At 69.8% G+C, this 17,056-nt stretch carries 15 protein-coding genes; all 15 read right to left on the bottom strand.

The window, feature by feature from the left end:
• Positions 1-41: 41 nt before the first annotated feature.
• Positions 42-1,310 carry a DivIVA domain-containing protein gene (locus tag STRTUCAR8_RS05075; protein WP_006374380.1) on the bottom strand — a complete coding sequence of 423 codons (1,269 nt, stop codon included), beginning with the start codon at positions 1,308-1,310 and terminating at the stop codon, positions 42-44.
• A 46-nt stretch (positions 1,311-1,356) separates the two neighbouring features.
• The gene (locus tag STRTUCAR8_RS05080; protein ID WP_006374382.1) at positions 1,357-1,647 is read right to left on the bottom strand and encodes a YggT family protein; all 291 of its coding nucleotides are present in this window, start codon (positions 1,645-1,647) and stop codon (positions 1,357-1,359) included.
• An 85-nt stretch (positions 1,648-1,732) separates the two neighbouring features.
• Complete coding sequence (locus tag STRTUCAR8_RS05085) at positions 1,733-2,383, bottom strand: cell division protein SepF (RefSeq protein ID WP_006374381.1); 651 nt, start codon at positions 2,381-2,383, stop codon at positions 1,733-1,735.
• Between the two features lie 130 nt (positions 2,384-2,513).
• On the bottom strand, positions 2,514-3,233 hold the full coding sequence (locus STRTUCAR8_RS05090) for a YggS family pyridoxal phosphate-dependent enzyme (RefSeq protein WP_044471650.1): 720 nt from the start codon (positions 3,231-3,233) through the stop codon (positions 2,514-2,516).
• A 5-nt stretch (positions 3,234-3,238) separates the two neighbouring features.
• Positions 3,239-4,003, bottom strand: a complete 765-nt coding sequence (gene pgeF / locus STRTUCAR8_RS05095; RefSeq protein WP_006374388.1) for a peptidoglycan editing factor PgeF — start codon at positions 4,001-4,003, stop codon at positions 3,239-3,241.
• On the bottom strand, positions 4,000-5,190 hold the full coding sequence (gene ftsZ, locus STRTUCAR8_RS05100; protein WP_006374377.1) for a cell division protein FtsZ: 1,191 nt from the start codon (positions 5,188-5,190) through the stop codon (positions 4,000-4,002). Before ftsZ ends, pgeF begins: the two co-directional genes overlap by 4 nt.
• A gap of 275 nt (positions 5,191-5,465) precedes the next feature.
• Positions 5,466-6,284 carry a cell division protein FtsQ/DivIB gene (locus STRTUCAR8_RS05105; RefSeq protein ID WP_006374385.1) on the bottom strand — a complete coding sequence of 273 codons (819 nt, stop codon included), beginning with the start codon at positions 6,282-6,284 and terminating at the stop codon, positions 5,466-5,468.
• 25 nt (positions 6,285-6,309) lie between these two features.
• On the bottom strand, positions 6,310-7,401 hold the full coding sequence (gene murG, locus STRTUCAR8_RS05110) for an undecaprenyldiphospho-muramoylpentapeptide beta-N-acetylglucosaminyltransferase (RefSeq protein WP_006374379.1): 1,092 nt from the start codon (positions 7,399-7,401) through the stop codon (positions 6,310-6,312).
• Positions 7,402-7,407: 6 nt separating this feature from the next.
• Positions 7,408-8,778 carry a putative lipid II flippase FtsW gene (ftsW, locus tag STRTUCAR8_RS05115; protein ID WP_006374374.1) on the bottom strand — a complete coding sequence of 457 codons (1,371 nt, stop codon included), beginning with the start codon at positions 8,776-8,778 and terminating at the stop codon, positions 7,408-7,410.
• Positions 8,779-8,943: 165 nt separating this feature from the next.
• Positions 8,944-10,386, bottom strand: a complete 1,443-nt coding sequence (murD, locus tag STRTUCAR8_RS05120; RefSeq protein ID WP_234372589.1) for a UDP-N-acetylmuramoyl-L-alanine--D-glutamate ligase — start codon at positions 10,384-10,386, stop codon at positions 8,944-8,946.
• Positions 10,368-11,441 (bottom strand): phospho-N-acetylmuramoyl-pentapeptide-transferase, encoded by a 1,074-nt coding sequence (gene mraY, locus STRTUCAR8_RS05125; protein WP_006374389.1) that lies wholly within the window; start codon positions 11,439-11,441, stop codon positions 10,368-10,370. Before mraY ends, murD begins: the two co-directional genes overlap by 19 nt.
• Positions 11,438-12,868, bottom strand: a complete 1,431-nt coding sequence (locus STRTUCAR8_RS05130) for a UDP-N-acetylmuramoyl-tripeptide--D-alanyl-D-alanine ligase (protein ID WP_006374376.1) — start codon at positions 12,866-12,868, stop codon at positions 11,438-11,440. The genes mraY and STRTUCAR8_RS05130 overlap by 4 nt, the downstream gene beginning before the upstream one ends.
• Before the next feature lie 4 nt (positions 12,869-12,872).
• Positions 12,873-14,405, bottom strand: coding sequence for a UDP-N-acetylmuramoyl-L-alanyl-D-glutamate--2,6-diaminopimelate ligase (locus STRTUCAR8_RS05135; protein ID WP_044471651.1), 1,533 nt, complete (start codon positions 14,403-14,405; stop codon positions 12,873-12,875).
• Positions 14,406-14,591: 186 nt separating this feature from the next.
• The gene (locus STRTUCAR8_RS05140) at positions 14,592-16,544 is read right to left on the bottom strand and encodes a peptidoglycan D,D-transpeptidase FtsI family protein (RefSeq protein ID WP_277814643.1); all 1,953 of its coding nucleotides are present in this window, start codon (positions 16,542-16,544) and stop codon (positions 14,592-14,594) included.
• Positions 16,545-16,549: 5 nt separating this feature from the next.
• A partial coding sequence (gene ftsL / locus STRTUCAR8_RS05145) for a cell division protein FtsL (RefSeq protein WP_048818709.1) occupies positions 16,550-17,056 on the bottom strand: 507 nt, incomplete at its 5' end.

Raw genomic sequence — 17,056 nt, forward strand, 5'->3', positions numbered from 1 at the left:
CACCCTGAACGCCGACGACGCCTAAGGCGTACTAGAGGCCGTCAGTTGTCGTCCTCGTCGATCAGAAAGCCGCGCATCGGTGACGGAGCCTGACCCATCGGAGACGGGCCCTGCGGCCGGACCGGAGCCATGGGCTGGGTCATGGCCGGGGACATCTGCTGCTGGCCGCCGTAGGACGGGCCGGCCGGGCCGGGGCCACCCATGCCCTGGTTGCCGCCGTAGGACGGGGCACCGGCGCCTGCCGGAGCCATCGAGGGCGCCGGGGACGGCGGCAGGGAGGCCGTGGCCGGAGTACGCGGCGGGGCCAGCGAGTCGTCGGCCTGGGTCTCCAGCTGACGCAGCTGCGACTCCAGGTACGACTTCAGGCGGGTGCGGTACTCGCGCTCGAAGCCACGCAGATCCTCGACCTTGCGCTCCAGCGTGGCGCGAGCGGACTCCAGGGAGCCCATCGCGACGCGGTGCTTCTCCTGCGCGTCCCGCTCAAGAGCGTCGGCCTTGGCGCGGGCGTCGCGCTCCAGGCCCTCGGCGCGGCTGCGAGCCTCGCCGACGATCTTGTTGGCCTCGGAACGAGCCTCGGCGATCGCCTGGTCGGCGGTCTGCTGGGCCAGCGAGAGAACGCGCGCGGCGCTGTCTCCGCCGGGACCCTGACCGGGGCCGCCCATCTGCGGGGGACCACCCATGGGACCGCCCATCGGGCCGCCCATCTGCTGCATCTGACCCTGCATCTGCTGACCGGGCATCTGCTGCATCTGGCCGGGCATGCCGCCCTGACCCATCTGTCCCTGCATCGGACCCTGGCCCATGGGGCCCTGGCCCATCTGACCCTGCATCGGGTTCTGGCCCATGGGGCCCTGACCCATCGGGCCGGGACCCTGGGGACCGCCCTGGCCACCTTGGCCGGGGGGCAACTGCGGCGCACCGCTGGGCAGCTGGGGCGGGCCTCCCATGGGGCCGCCCATCTGCTGCTGCGGCGGGCCCGATATGCCGGCGGGCACCGGGCCGCCGGGGCCTCGCATGCCCTGCTGCGGCATCCCCTGCTGGGGCATGCCTTGCTGGGGCATGCCCTGTTGCTGCATGCCCTGCTGCTGGTCCTGTTCCGGAGGCTTGCGCATGCCCTGCTGCTGGTTCTGGGCAGCGGCGCGCGTGGCAGCGGCCAACTTGGCGCGCAGGTCCTCGTTCTCGCGGAGCAGTCGGGTCAGTTCGGCTTCTACCTCGTCGAGGAAGGCATCGACCTCGTCCTCGTCATAGCCTTCTCGGAGGCGGACGGTCGTGAACTGCTTGTTCCGCACATCCTCGGGGGTCAATGGCATCTCTTCACCTCAACGTAGTCGTCGGCATTCGGCAAGACCGTATCGTTCACACCAACACCTGCCTGACGACAGTGATCAGGATGTACACGATGATCATCAGTACGAAGAAGGACAGGTCGAGCGCCACGCCCCCGAGACGCAACGGCGGGATGACCCGCCGCAGAAGCTTGAGCGGTGGATCAGTGACAGTGTAAGTGGCCTCCAGAATGACCACCATCGCCTTGCCCGGCTGCCATGAGCGGGCGAACTGGAAGACATAGTCCATGACCAACCGGAAGATCAGCACGATGAGGAAGCACATCAGCGCGATGTAGAGAACCTGTCCAACCACGCTCATGATCCGCGCTTACCTCTCCCCTGTTTCCATGCTGCTGGGTACCGCTGCTGGTACTGCCTGGTTACTGCTTTTCCGGTCGTGCGTCTCAGCTCTGGTTGAAGAACCCGCCCTCTGCGATGCGGGCCTTGTCCTCCGCCGTGACATCGACGTTAGCAGGCGACAACAGGAACACCTTCTGCGTCACCCGCTCGATGCTGCCGTGAAGACCAAACACCAAACCGGCCGCAAAGTCGACAAGTCGCTTCGCGTCTGTGTCATCCATCTCAGTGAGATTCATGATCACAGGAGTGCCCTCACGGAAGTGTTCCCCGATGGTACGGGCCTCGTTGTAGGTCCGGGGGTGAAGCGTGGTGATCCGGTAAGGCTCTCGTTCCGACACGACCTTGGGCATGATCACCGGTGCGTTCTTCTCCAGGCCTGAGCGTTCTTGTGTGATGGACGCCACGGGTGCGATCCGCGCCGGACGCCCGGATTCCGCGCCCAGCGAGGCGGAATGCGACACCGGATCGCGCGGGGCGGGCGGCTGCACCACTCGTACCGATTCGTCCCTTTGGGACTGATGTGACTGGTGGGAACCGTGCGGCTGGTGCGAGGGCTCACGCCGCCGCAGATCGCGCTCGGGTTCGGGGTCGAGTTCGGGCTCGAAGTCGTCATCGGGGTCGAATCCCCGGCCGTCGTACCCATCGTCCTCCACGAGGCCGAGGTAGACCGCCATCTTGCGCATCGCGCCGGCCATTGCTCTGAGTCCTCCGCTCTGTGGTGGATCGACTGACGTATGCCAAGTGCCCGTGATCCACGAGGTCGTTACGACCGCCTCTCAGCGGTAATGACCATATTTTCTGCTGTGGTCCGACTTCCTGGCGACGTTACCCGAGCCTGGGACGGACTCCGAGTACCGCACTGCCGACGCGCACATGTGTCGCCCCGGCTGTCACGGCCTTCTCGAGGTCCGCACTCATCCCTGCGGACACCATGTTCGCAGCCGGATGGGTGCGGCGCATAGCAGTCGACAAATCCATCAGCCGCTCGAACGCCGCCTGTTCACGTCCGGCGTACGGTCCGGTCAGCGGTGCGACGGTCATCAGACCGTCGAGTCTGAGCCCCTCGGCCCCGGCGACCAGGTCGGCCAACTCCCCGATTCCGCCCGGCCCCACGCCTCCGCGCTCCCCGCGCGCACTCTCCTGCGCGTCCAGCGCGACCTGGATCAGGCAGCCCACCTCACGCCCCGCCCGCACCGCCTCCCTGGACAGCCCGGAGACCAGCCGGTCACGGTCGACGGACTGCACGACACCGGCGTAACCGACCACGGAGCGAACCTTGTTGGTCTGCAACTGGCCCACGAAATGCCAGGTGAGCGCCAGATCCGCACACTCCTCGGCCTTGGGCGCCGCGTCCTGGTCGCGGTTCTCGGCCACATGACGCACACCGAGCTCCCACAGGATCCGCACATCGCTCGCGGGGTAGGTCTTGGTGACGACGATCAGCGTCACCTCCTCCCGCTTGCGGCCCGCCGCCGAACAGGCCGTGGCGATACGCTCCTCGACTGCCGCCAGATTCGCGGCGAGTTCGCTCTTACGGTCCGTCATGTCCATCAGTCCAGCCAGACATAGCCTGCGAGCCGCCCGGTCGTGCGGTCGCGGCGGTACGAGAAGTGGTCGGCGGACTCCCGCGTGCACACCGGCGACCGCTGCCGGTCGCGCACCCCGAGCCGCTCCAGCTGGGCGTGCACCCCGGCGACCACATCGACCGCGGGTGTGCCCCAGCCGGTCTCGGCGTACGCCGCGGGCTCGACAGCGGCGACGTCGTCGCGCATCTCCTGCGGAACCTCGTAGCACCGGCCGCAGACAGCGGGGCCGGTGCGGGCGACGATCCGGGCGGGGTGGGCGCCGAGGGACTCCATGGCGTCCACCGCGGCGGGGACGATCCCGGCGACCAGGCCGGGCCGGCCCGCGTGGGCCGCGGCGACCACACCGGCGACCGGGTCGGCCAGCAGGACCGGAACGCAGTCAGCGGTGAGGACGGCGAGGGCGAGGCCCCTGGTGGCGGTCACCAGGCCGTCGACGGGCGGGGTGAGCCGGGGGTCGCGGCTCTTCGTGAACGGAGGAACGGTCCACGGCCCGTCGACCTCGGCGACATCGTTTCCGTGCACCTGGTTCATCCAGACCACCCGGTCCGGTTCGAGGCCCAGGGACTTGGCGGCCAGTTCACGATTCGTGACGACGGCGGCAGGGTCGTCGCCGACCGCTCCGCCGAGGTTCAGCTCCTCGAACGGAACGGCGCTCACCCCGCCCCACCGGTCGGTGAAGGCGAAGTGCGCGCCGTTCGCATCGCTCGCTACGGAGCGCTGCCCTATCACTTCAGGAAGTCCGGCACGTCCAGCTCCTCCGCCGCGCTGTCCGAGTAGGACCGGGACGGCGGGACCGGCGGGGAGATCGGGAGCTCGTTGGCCGGCTCCGGGGCGGGTGCCGGGGTCTCCCTCGGCGTGACGCTGCCGAGCGAGCCGAAGGACGGACGGCTGTCGGAGGACCGTACCGGCGTGGGTTCGTCGCGCTTGGCGCCGGCCGAGCCGAGGATGTTGTCCCGCTTGGGCGGGGGCTGCCCCCCGTCGAAGCCGGCCGCGATGACCGTGACCCGGACCTCGTCACCGAGGGCGTCGTCGATGACCGCGCCGAAGATGATGTTGGCCTCGGGGTGTGCGGCCTCGCTGACCAGCTGGGCGGCCTCGTTGATCTCGAACAGGCCGAGGTCGGAGCCACCGGAGATGGAGAGCAGGACGCCCCGGGCGCCGTCGATGGAGGCTTCCAGGAGCGGCGAGGAGATCGCCATCTCGGCCGCCGCCACCGCACGGTCGTCGCCACGGGCCGAACCGATGCCCATGAGGGCCGAACCGGCCTCCGACATCACGGACTTGACGTCGGCGAAGTCGAGGTTGATCAGACCGGGGGTGGTGATCAGGTCGGTGATGCCCTGGACACCGGAGAGCAGGACCTGATCCGCCGACTTGAAGGCGTCGAGGACCGAGACCTGGCGGTCCGAGATGGACAGCAGCCGGTCGTTGGGGATGACGATGAGGGTGTCGACCTCTTCGCGGAGTTCCGCGATGCCGTCCTCGGCCTGGTTGGCGCGGCGCCGCCCTTCGAAGGTGAAGGGGCGGGTGACCACGCCGATGGTGAGGGCGCCGAGGTTGCGCGCGATGTTGGCCACGACGGGCGCGCCGCCGGTGCCGGTGCCGCCACCCTCGCCTGCCGTCACGAAGACCATGTCGGCCCCCTTGAGGACCTCCTCGATCTCCTCGCGGTGGTCCTCTGCGGCCTTGCGGCCGACGGCCGGGTTGGCGCCGGCGCCGAGTCCGCGGGTGAGTTCGCGGCCGACGTCGAGCTTGACGTCGGCGTCGCTCATCAACAGAGCCTGAGCATCGGTGTTGATGGCGATGAACTCGACGCCCTTCAGACCGACCTCGATCATCCGGTTGATGGCGTTGACACCACCGCCGCCGACACCGATGACTTTGATGACTGCGAGGTAGTTCTGCGGTGCTGCCACGTCGAAGGCCTCTCGCCTCGAGTTACGTGTCGCCGTTCGCGATACGGCGAACGGACAACTCATGCCGAAGTGGGACGGTCCGAACGCCGACCCGAACCCTAACGTTGAAGTTTAGGGTTACCAGTGTGTCTGTTCCTTGGACTCTTCCGAACAGGACACTAAGTCGACAAGTGGCGCACGTTCAACGAACACGCCGAACCTCCCGTTTTTCTTTTCACCCTATGTGATCAGCCATAGCGATGCCCAACCAGGGTGCTGGCCTGCACGGAGAGGCGTCAACTCCCCGATGACGCGGGGGCGGTGGGGACGCTCACGTCGAAGTGCCGGGCGCCGGGAGCCGCTTTCATGAGAGCGGTGAGCGCACGGGCCTTCGCGGCGCCCTTCTCGCCGCTCCCCCACGCGACGGTGCGGCCGTCTTTCAACTCCAGCGAGATGGAGTCGTACGAGCGGACCTTGACCGTCCTGGCCGCATGCGCGACGGCACCCGGCAGGTCGCCCGCGACCCGCACCGCCTCGCGCACCAGCCGGTCGCCGCCGAAGCGGCGCAGACTCGCGCTCTGCGAACCGGTCCGGGACATCGTCAATTCCAATGCGGGTACACCTTCAGGAGCATGTGAAACCGTCGCGAATCGCACGCCTTTCGCGTCGACTTCGACATACTTGGCCGGTTTCCCGGCGCTTTCGACAATGAGGACAGGGGTACGTTCGACCACTTTCAGCACGATTGCGTGCGGCCAGGAACGAGTGACCTCAACCGAGTCAATTCGGGGCAATTCCCGGAGCAGTCGGGACTCGATGGCGTCGGTGTCGACGGAGACGAGCGGTTCCCCGACCGGCACGTCGGCAGCTTCCCGCACCTGTGCCTGCGTCAGAACACCGGTCCCCGACACCGATACGCGCTCCACGTGCGTCCACCGGGACCCGTAGAGCACCCAGAGGACGCCCCCGCCGAGGACGAGCAGGGCGAAGGCCGTGATGACGATCGTACGAAGCCCGCGCGGCCCCAACCGGCCGAGGAGGCCCGGCCGGCGGGGCGGGCCGGAGGCGTCCTGCTGCCGTTCGCCGCGTTCGGCGGTCGTCGCTCCTCCGGCCACGCCCTTTCCTGCCTTCCCTCGTCGCCTAGCGGTGGCGCGAGGCGATCGCCTCGTACACCATGCCGACGAGCAGGTCGTCGGCGTCCCGGCGGCCGAACTCGCTGGCCGCGCGGGACATCTCGTACAGCCGGTGCGGGTCGGCGAGGACGGGCAGTACCTGTCGCTGGACCCACTCGGGCGTCAGTTCCGCGTCGTCGACCAGGAGTCCGCCACCGGCCTTGACCACCGGCTGGGCGTTCAGCCGCTGTTCGCCGTTGCCGATGGGCAGCGGTACGTAGGCGGCCGGGAGTCCGACGGCGGAGAGTTCGGCGACGGTCATCGCGCCCGCGCGGCAGAGCATCATGTCGGCCGCGGCGTACGCGAGGTCCATCCGGTCCACGTACGGTACCGGGATGTAGGGGGGCATCCCCGGCATCTGCTGTACCTGCGGCAGTTCGTTCTTCGGCCCGACCGCGTGCAGCACCTGGATGCCGGCCTGCTGGAGGTACGGCGCGACCCGCTCGATCACCTCGTTGAGGTGCCGGGCGCCCTGCGAGCCGCCGGAGACCAGCAGCGTCGGCAGACTCGGGTCGAGCCCGAACGCGGCCCGCGCCTCGGGACGTACCGCTGCCCGGTCCAGGGTGGCGATGGAGCGGCGCAACGGGATGCCGATGTAGCGGGCGTCGCGGAGCTTGCTGTCCGGGGTGGAGACGGCGACCTGGGCGGCGTACCGCGAGCCGATCTTGTTGGCGAGACCCGGGCGGGCGTTGGCCTCGTGGACGACGATCGGCACACCCAGGCGCTTGGCGGCGAGGTAGCCGGGCAGGGCCACATAGCCGCCGAAGCCGACGACGGCGTCGGCCTTGGTGCGCTCCAGGATCTGCTCGGCGGCCTTGATCGTGCCGCGCAGCCGCCCGGGGACGGTGATCAGCTCGGGGGTGGGCTTGCGCGGCAGCGGGACCGCTGGGATCAGCGCCAGGTCATAGCCCCGCTCGGGGACGAGCCGGGTCTCCAGACCACGTTCCGTGCCCAGGGCTGTGATCCCCATGGTGGGGTCAGCCCTGCGCAGGGCGTCCGCGAGGGCGAGCGCGGGCTCGATGTGGCCGGCGGTCCCCCCACCGGCGAGTACGACATGCACCGAAATTCACCGCTCTCCGGACGAACGCGCCGCCGAGGCACGCCGTCTCATCGTGTTCCATCTCCGGGGGTTCCGATCGGACACCGGGCCCCCAGCTCCCCGCTTTCTACCAAAGCGGGGTTGCCGCAACGAAAGCGCCGCCTTCGCACCCGGTTCGTCGCGTGCGAAGGCGATCAGCAGTCCGATGGCGAACATGGTCGGCAACAGGGCGGAACCCCCGTAGGAGAACAGCGGGAGCGGGACACCGGCGATCGGCAGCAGGCCGAGCACCGCACCGATGTTGATCACTGCCTGAGCGGTGATCCAGGTGGTCACACCTCCCGCGGCGTACCTCACGAAGGGGTCCTCCGTGCGTCCGGCCACGCGGATACCCGCATAGCCTAGGGCCGCGAAGAGGGCGAGCACCGACAGCGTCCCCGCCAGGCCCAGTTCCTCACCGGTGACGGCGAAGATGAAGTCGGTGTGCGCTTCGGGGAGTTGCCCCCATTTTTCCACACTCGCACCGAGGCCCGAACCGAACAGGCCACCGGAGGCGAGCGCGTAGATCCCGTGTACGGCCTGCCAGCAGGACGTGGCTCCGGTGCCGGGCTCGGTGGCGCCGATGCACTGGAAGCGGGCCATCCGGTTGGGGCTGGTCTTGATGAGGACGAGCCCGATGAACGCGGCCACGGACAGCACACCCACGAACAGCCGCGTGGGCGCCCCGGCCAGCCAGAGCAGGCCGAACAGGATGGCGGTGAGGATGATCGCCGTGCCCATGTCGCCGCCGAGCATGATCAGGCCGAGCAGCATGAACGTGACCGGGACGAGCGGCACCAGCATGTGCTTCCACTGCGTGAGCAGCCGCTTGTCCTCCTTGCGCGCGATCAGGTCGGCGCCCCACAGCACCAGGGCGAGCTTGCCGAACTCGCTCGGCTGGATCTGGAAGGAACCGCCCAGCGAGATCCAGTTCTGGTTGCCGTTGATGGACAGCCCTATCCCGGGCACCTGGACGAGGGCCATCAGGAAGACCGAGCCGGCGAGGATCGGGTAGGCGAGCGCCCGGTGCAGCTTCACCGGCATGCGCGAGGCCGAGAACAGCAGCACGCCGCCGATCGTGGCGGCCAGCAGCTGTTTGCGGAAGAAGAACGTTCCGGGCTTGGACAGCTGCAGCGCGGTGATCTGGGAGGCGGAGTAGACCATCACCAGCCCGAGCACCGTGATCAGCAGCGAGCCGCCGAGGATCACGTAGTAGGCGGTCAGCGGCCGGTCCCAGGCCCGCTCCACACGCCTGCGAAGACGTCGTACGGGATTGTCCCGGGGCGGCCGGGGAGCGGCGGGCCGCCGAACCCGCACCCGCCCCTGAACGGGCGCCTGTCCGGTACGGCTACTGGGCATCAGAGCCTCCCGCGCGACTGCTGAAGGGCGCGCAGCGCCCCTTCAGGGGCGCGGGGAACTGCGCGACAAGCCCCCACCGGGCCCGCACCGAACAACGCACCGACAGTTCCCGAGCCACAAGCAACCTCACGCGTCCCTCCAGGCACCGCAGCCGAAGACCGACCGTCAGGTCCCCGTACCGAGTTCGCGAACCGCCCGCGCGAACGCGTCACCGCGTTTGTTGTAGTTGGCGAACATGTCCATGGAGGCACAGGCCGGTGCCAACAGCACCGTGTCGCCCGGCGCAGCCAGCCGCCGGGCCTCCTCAACAGCCGCTCGCATCGCCCCAGTGTCGGTCCGGTCGAGGTCGACGACGGGTACTTCCGGCGCGTGTCGCGCGAGGGCTTCGCCGATCAGCGCGCGGTCGGCACCGATCAGCACCACTCCACGAAGTCGCTTTGCCGACTTGGCGACCAGTTCGTCGAAGGTCGCGCCCTTGGCGAGGCCGCCGGCGATCCACACGATCGACTCGTACGCCGCCAAGGAGGCCTCGGCCGCGTGGGTGTTGGTCGCCTTGGAGTCGTCGATGTACGCGACGCCGTCCACGTCGGCCACGTGAGCGATGCGGTGCGCGTCCGGGGTGAAGGCCCGCAGGCCGTCCCGGACCGCCTTGGCGGGCACCCCGTAGGCCCGGGCGAGGGCCGCCGCGGCAAGGGCGTTGGCGATGTTGTGCGGGGCGGGCGGGTTAACGTCCGTGACCTCGGCGAGTTCCTGGGCGTTCTGCTGTCGGTTCTCGACGAAGGCGCGGTCGACCAGGATGCCCTCCACCACGCCGAGTTGGGACGGCCCGGGCGCACCGAGCGTGAACCCGACGGCCCGGCAGCCCTCCTCGACGTCCGCGCCGCGCACCAGGTCCTCGGTCGCCTTGTCGGCCACGTTGTAGACACAGGCGACCCGATTGCCCTCGTAAATACGGCCCTTGTCGGCGGCGTACGCCTCCATGGAGCCGTGCCAGTCGAGATGGTCGGGGGCGAGGTTGAGGACGGCGGCGGAGTGGGCGCGCAGGGAGGGCGCCCAGTGGAGCTGGTAGCTGGAGAGTTCGACGGCGAGTACATCGAGATCGCTGTACGTCTCCTCGCCGAGGACCACGTCGATGATCGGTGTGCCGATGTTGCCGACGGCGGCCGTACGCAGGCCGGCCGCCCGCAGGATCGACGCGAGCATCTGGGTGGTGGTCGTCTTGCCGTTGGTGCCGGTGATCGCCAGCCAGGGCGGGGCATCCGGCCCGCGCAGCCGCCAGGCGATCTCCACGTCGCCGACGACGTCCACGCCCGCCTCGGCCGCCGCCGCGAAGAGCGGTGAACTCGGCTTCCAGCCGGGCGAGGTGACGACGAGTCCGGTGCCCTCGGGCAGCGTCTCCGCGTCCCCGAGGCGTACCTCGATGCCCTCCAGGGCCGCCGCGCGTTCCCGGTGGGCCTCGGAGTCCCCGCCGTCCACGACGGTGACGGAGGCGCCGAGGGCGGCCAGGGCGCGGGCGGCGCTGATGCCGCTCACGCCCAGGCCCGCGACGGTGACGTGCGTGCCCTCCCAGTCGCTGCCCTGGCCGGAGGTCACTTGTCGGCCGCCCATCCCGCGTAGAAGATGCCCAGTCCGACGATCACGCAGATGCCCTGGATGATCCAGAAGCGGACCACGATGAGGACTTCGGACCACCCCTTGAGTTCGAAGTGGTGCTGGAGTGGCGCCATCCGGAACACACGCTTGCCGGTCGTCTTGAACGAGCCGACCTGGATGACCACCGACATGGTGATCAGCACGAACAGGCCGCCGAGGAGCGCCAGCAGCAGTTCCGTACGGGAGCAGATCGCGAGGCCGGCCAGCGCGCCGCCCAGGGCCAGGGAACCGGTGTCACCCATGAAGATCTTGGCCGGTGACGTGTTCCACCACAGGAAGCCGAGGCAGGAACCCATCAGCGCCGAGGAGACGACGGCGAGGTCCAGTGGATCTCGCACCTCGTAGCAGGCCGCCGGGTTGGTCAGGGTGATCGCGTTGGCGCAGGACTCCTGGAACTGCCAGACGCCGATGAACGTGTAGGCGCCGAAGACGAGGACGGAGGCGCCGGTGGCGAGGCCGTCCAGACCGTCCGTCAGGTTCACGCCGTTGGACATCGCCAGGATCATGAAAAGCGCCCAGACGACGAACAGGACCGGGCCGATCGTCCAGCCGAAGTCCTGTACGAACGAGAGCTTCGTGGAGGCCGGCGTGTTGTTGCGGCCGTCCGCGAACTGGAGCGAGAGCACCGCGAAGGCGATACCCACGGTCAGCTGGCCGGCCATCTTCGCCTTGGCCCGCAGACCGAGCGAGCGCCGCTTGACGATCTTGATGTAGTCGTCCAGGAAGCCGACCAGGCCCATGCCACCCATCAGACCGAGCACCAGCAGCCCGGAGAAGGTCGGCGGCTTGCCGGTGATCACCTTGGACAGGAAGTACGCGACGATCGTCGCCAGGATGAAGGCGATACCGCCCATGGTCGGCGTTCCGCGCTTGGCGTGGTGCTCGCGCGGGCCGTCGTCACGGATGTACTGGCCGTAGCCCTTGCGCGCCAGCAGCTTGATCAGCAGCGGGGTGCCGACCAGCGTCAGGAACATACCGATGACGCCCGAGAAGAGGATCTGGTTCATCATCGGGCGGAAACCTCACCCTCGGCACCGGTCGCCAGAAGCGCCTGCGCCACGCTCTCCAGCCCGACCGACCGGGACGCCTTCACGAGCACGACATCCCCCGGGCGCAGCTCGCTGCGCAACAGGTCGACAGCCGCCTGTGCGTCGGACACGTGCACCGACTCCTCACCCCACGAACCCTCGTTATATGCGCCCAGTTGGAGCCAGGACGCTTCCCTGCCCCCGACCGCGACGAGCTTGCCGACATTGAGCCGGACGGCCAGCCGTCCGACCGCGTCGTGCTCGGCGAGCGCCTCGTCCCCGAGCTCGGCCATCTTGCCGAGCACCGCCCACGTACGTCCCCCTTGTGCCTGTGAGGCCTTGCCCATGGCCGCGAGCGCGCGCAAAGCCGCTCGCATGGACTCGGGGTTCGCGTTGTAGGCGTCGTTGACGATCGTCACGCCGTCCGGGCGCTCGGTGACCTCCATCCGCCAGCGGGAGAGGGAGCCCGCTTCGGAGAGCGCGGTGGCGATCTCGTCTGCGGACATGCCCAGCTCATGGGCGACGGCGGCGGCGGCGAGCGCGTTCGACACGTGATGCTCACCGTACAGGCGCATGGTCACGTCGCTTGCACCGGAGGGTGTGTGAAGCCTGAAGGCGGGCTGTCCGCTGTCCGTGAGTCGCACGTTCTCGGCGCGTACGTCCGCTTCGCCGGACTCGCCGAAGAAGATCACCTTCGCCTTTGTTCGAGCCGCCATGGCCCGTACGAGGGGATCGTCGGCGTTCAGGACCGCGGTACCGCCATCGGCCTCGGAGGGCAGCGCCTCGACTAGTTCACCCTTCGCTTGTGCGATCTGCTCGCGTCCGCCGAACTCGCCGATGTGGGCGGTGCCGACGTTGATGACGAGGCCGATCCGCGGGGGCGTCAGCTCCGTGAGGTAGCGGATGTGACCGATTCCGCGGGCGCCCATCTCCAGGACCAGGTACCTGGTCTCCTCGGTGGCGCTCAGCGCGGTCAGCGGCAGCCCGATCTCGTTGTTGAGCGAGCCGGGGGTGTAGACCGTCGGCGCCCTGTGCTGGAGCACCTGGGCGATCAGGTCCTTGGTGCTGGTCTTGCCCGCGGAGCCGGTGAGGGCCACGAGGGTCGCGCCGAGCTTCTGGACCACATGCCGTGCGAGGGCGCCCAGCGCGCGCTGGACGTCGTCCACGACGACCGCGGGCACGCCGACCGGCCGGGAGGCGAGGACGGCGACCGCGCCGGCCTCGACGACCGCGGCCGCGAAGTCGTGGCCGTCGACGCGCTCGCCGGCGAAGGCGACGAAGAGGCTGCCGGGCTCCACCTCACGGGAGTCCCTGACGACCCGTCCGGTGACCTGGACCGACGGATCCGGTATGTCGTGGGTCTGCCCGCCGACGACTGCTGCGATCTCGGCGAGAGAGAGGGCGATCACAAGTTCATCCCTGGGTCTGCTGGATAGCTTCGCGAAGCACCTGGCGGTCGTCGAACGGACGGACCACCCCGGCGATGTCCTGGCCCTGCTCATGGCCCTTGCCCGCGACCAGCACGGTGTCCCCGGGCCGGGCGCGGGCCACGGCGGCGGCGATGGCCGCGCCCCGGTCCTCGAACACCTGGACCTCGCCACGCTCGTGGGCCGGCACGGAGGCCGCGCCTTCGAGCATGGTCGCGAGGATCGCGAGGGGGTCCTCGGAGCGGGGGTTGTCGGAGGTCAGTACGGCGGTGTCGGCGAGCCGGGCCACGGCGGCGCCCATGGGGGCGCGCTTGGTCGTGTCCCGGTCCCCGCCGCAGCCGAGCACCACGTGCAGGTTGCCCTCGGTGACCTTGCGCAGCGCGCGCAGCACCGACTCGACGGCGTCCGTCTTGTGCGCGTAGTCGACGACCGCGAGATACGGCTGACCGGCGTCTACCCGCTCCAGGCGCCCCGGGACGCCCGGCACGTCGGCGATGCCGTCGGCGGCTGCCTGCGGGTCGAGCCCGGCCTCGGCGAGGGCGACGATCGCGGCGAGGGTGTTGGCGACGTTGAAGGTGCCCGCGAGGGGTGCCCGCGCGCGGATCCGCTGGTCCTTGGGGCCGACCACGGTGAACGTCGAGTCCATCGGGCCCACCTGGACGTTCTCCGCGCGCCAGTCGGCGTCCGGGTGGCCCTCGGCGGAGTAGGTGACGACCGGGACGGTGGCTTCCTGGGCGAGCCGTCGGCCGTAGGTGTCGTCGTGGTTGACGACCCCGAGTTTGCTGCGTTCGGGAGTGAACAGCCGCGCCTTGGCCCGGAAGTAGTCCTCCATGCCGGAGTGGAACTCCATGTGTTCCGGGCTGAGGTTGGTGAACACGGCGATGTCGAAGACGCAGGCGTCGACCCGGCCGAGGACCAGCGCGTGGCTGGAGACCTCCATGGCGACCGCCTCGACCCCGCGCTCGCGCATCACCGCGAACAGGGCCTGGAGGTCGGTGGCCTCGGGCGTGGTGCGCTCGGACTTGATGCGCTCGTCGCCGATGCGCGTCTCGACCGTGCCGATCAGCCCGGTGGCCCGGTCCGTCCTGAGGCCGCCCTCGACGAGGTACGCGGTGGTGGTCTTGCCGGAGGTGCCCGTGATGCCGATCTGGAGCAGATCGCGCCCCGGACGGCCGTAGATCGTGGCCGCCAGTTCGCCCATCCGCGCGCGCGGGTCGTCGACCACCAGCACCGGGAGGCCGGTGGCGGCGGCCCGTTCGGCGCCCGTGGGGTCGGTCAGCACGGCGGCGGCGCCGAGGCCCGCGGCCTGCGTCACGAAGTCGGCGCCGTGCAGCCGGGCCCCCGGGAGGGCGGCGTACACGTCACCGGGGCGGACCGCGCGCGAGTCATGGGTGATGCCCGTGACCGCGACGATGCCGTCCCGGGTGGCCGGGGGCTGTGGGGCGCCCAGCTGGCCGGCCAGTTCCGCGAGGGGTGTGGCGGACACGTGAACCGGCCTCGGCGGTCCCGGATATGTCACAGGAACGCCCTTCTGGGTGGTTTGGTACTGATCAGCGTGTGGCACGGCGGTGAGCGTACCGGGCGCACCCCCGGACGGGCGAAGTGAGGGCACGGCCGGGGTGTGCGACGGGGCGCCGGCGCCCGGGTCGGGAGAGTCGGGAGAGTTCGTGTTCACGAGCTGTTTCCTGGCTGGTTTCCGTACTGATCAGGGCGTGAAGGCCACGGGGAGATTCGCGGCCTTGGCCCCGGTGGGCGGTACCTGAAGGGTCTTCAGGGCGAACTCCATGACCTCCTTGTAGATGGGGCCACAGATCTGACCTCCGAAGTAACTGCCCTTGGTGGCGTTCTGGATGGCGCAGTAGACGGTGATGCGGGGACTGTCGGCGGGCGCGAAGCCGGCGAACGACGAGGTGTAGCCCTGGTAGCGGCCGGTGGCCGGATCCACGCGGTTGGCCGTACCCGTTTTGCCCGCCACCCGGTAGCCGGGGATACGCGCCTTGGCGCCGGTGCCCTCCTCGTCGTCCACGACGGACTCCAGCATCTTGGCGAGGGTCTTCGCCGTCTTCGCGCTGACGACCCGGGTCTTCTTGGGCGCCACGGCGGGGGCGAACCGGCCGTCGGCTCCCTTGGTGCCCCGGATCAGGGTGGGTTCCACGCGGACGCCGCCGTTGGCGATCGTCGAGTAGACGGAGGCCGCCTGCAGCGCGTTGAGGGAGACGCCCTGGCCGAAGGGGATCGTGAACTGCTGGGAGGTCGACCACTGGTCGGGCGGCGCCAGGATGCCCTTGGTCTCACCGGGGAAGTCCAGCCCGGTGTAGCTGCCCAGGCCGAACTTGCGCAGGTAGGAGTAGAGGACCTGGTTGGACTGCGCCTGCGTCTTGCCGAGTTGGCCGGTGGCCAGGATGGTGCCGATGTTGCTGGACTTGGCGAGCACACCGTTGAGGGTGAGGTACCAGGTCGGGTGGTCGATGTCGTCCTTGAAGAGCCGGTCGCCCCGGTGCAGCCGGTTGGGCACGACGACGTGCGTCGCGGGCGTGGCCGCGTTCTCCTCCAGTACGGCGGCCATCGACATGACCTTGGCGGTGGAGCCGGGCTCGTAGGCGTCCTGGAGGGCCGCGTTCCCGAGCGCGTCCGGGTTCGCCTTGGTGAGGTCGTTGGGGTCGAAGCCGGGCGAGTTGGCCATGGCCAGGATCTGGCCGGTCCGGGTGTCCTGCACTATCACGTACCCGCGGTCCGCCTTCGACTTCTTCACCTGCTCGGTGATGGCGCTCTGCGCGGCCCACTGGATGTCGCGGTCGATGGTCAGTTCGACGTCGGCACCGGGCACGGCGGGCGTCTCGGTGGAATCGGCGGTGGGCACCTGCCGTCCCCCTGACTGTGCGTACCGGATCTTGCCGTCCTGTCCGGCGAGTTCCCCGTTCAGCTGCTGTTCGAGGCCGCCGCCGCCCTTGCCGTCGGCGCTGACCCAGCCCAGCAGTCCGGCGGCGAGTCCGCCGTTCGGATAGACGCGCTTGCTGGCGGGCACGGCCAGCACACCGGCGAGGACGTTGAAGGCGGTCGGGTCGGTTCCGGCCTTGGCGGCCAGGGTGGACTTCAGGTCCTTGATCTGCGTCCACACCTGGGGGGTCTGGCGGTGCGCGAGCAGTGTGTAGCGCGTGTTCGGCGTCTTCAGCTTCCTGGCCACGTCGTCCGCGTCCTGCCCGAGGATCGGCGCGAGGAGAGCGGCGGCCTGTTCGGGGGCGTCGCCCAGCTTCGTGGTCTTCGGCGTGAACATCGTCGGGTCGGCGGTGATGTCGTACGCGTCCACGCTGGTCGCCAGTTCGACGCCGTTGCGGTCGGTGATCTCACCGCGTTCGGCGGCCAGGGTGCGGCCGACGTACCGGTTCTGCTCGGCCTTGGCGGCGTACACGCTCGCGTCGACGGCCTGCACCTGGAGCAGCCGGACGACGAAGGCGATCATCACCAGGGCCAGCGCGAGGCTGACCATGCGCAGCCGGGGCCGGGGGCTGCCGAGCCGGATGACCTTGGGCCCGTTGGGGCGGCCGGGAGCGGGACGGCGGGCGGGGCGGGCGCCGGGTCCCGGACGCCGGGGGGCGCCGGAGCGGGCGGACCTGGCCGGGGCGGGTACGCGACGGCGGGGCGGTTCCCTGTCGGACACTTCCGTCACCTGCCGGGGGTCGTGGAGGGGAGGGTGGGAGTGGGGGTGAGCGCGGGAGCGGGGGCCTGCTCCGGGGACGCCGGCGCGGACGGGACCGGCGTGGTCGTGGCCGCGGGCGTCGGCTCAGGGGTGGATGCGGGGGTGGCCGTGGGTGTGGCGGTGGGCACCGGTGCCGGCAGGTTCATCTCGGGCGGGACCATCTCCGGGATCCGCAGGGCCGCCTGCTCCGCGGCCTCCGGGACGCCCTTGACGGTGCCGTCGGGGTCGAGGAAGGCCGGGTCGCCGCCGGGCACCATGCCGAGTTCCCTGGCCCGGCGCTGAAGCGCGTCGGGCGCGGCGTAGGCGTCGACGTCCCGCTGGAGCGCCTGTTCCTCGTCGGTGAGGCTCTTGGTGTCCCTCTGCAGGTCGTCCAGGCGGAACCCGCCTTCGCTGAGCGCGGAGTTCAGCACGAGGAGCCCGATGAGACCGCCGCCCAGCAGGAACACGACGAGCAGGACGAAGGGGGTACGGGC

This window comes from Streptomyces turgidiscabies Car8, from assembly GCF_000331005.1.
In the GTDB taxonomy this organism is placed as follows: Bacteria; Actinomycetota; Actinomycetes; order Streptomycetales; family Streptomycetaceae; genus Streptomyces; species Streptomyces turgidiscabies.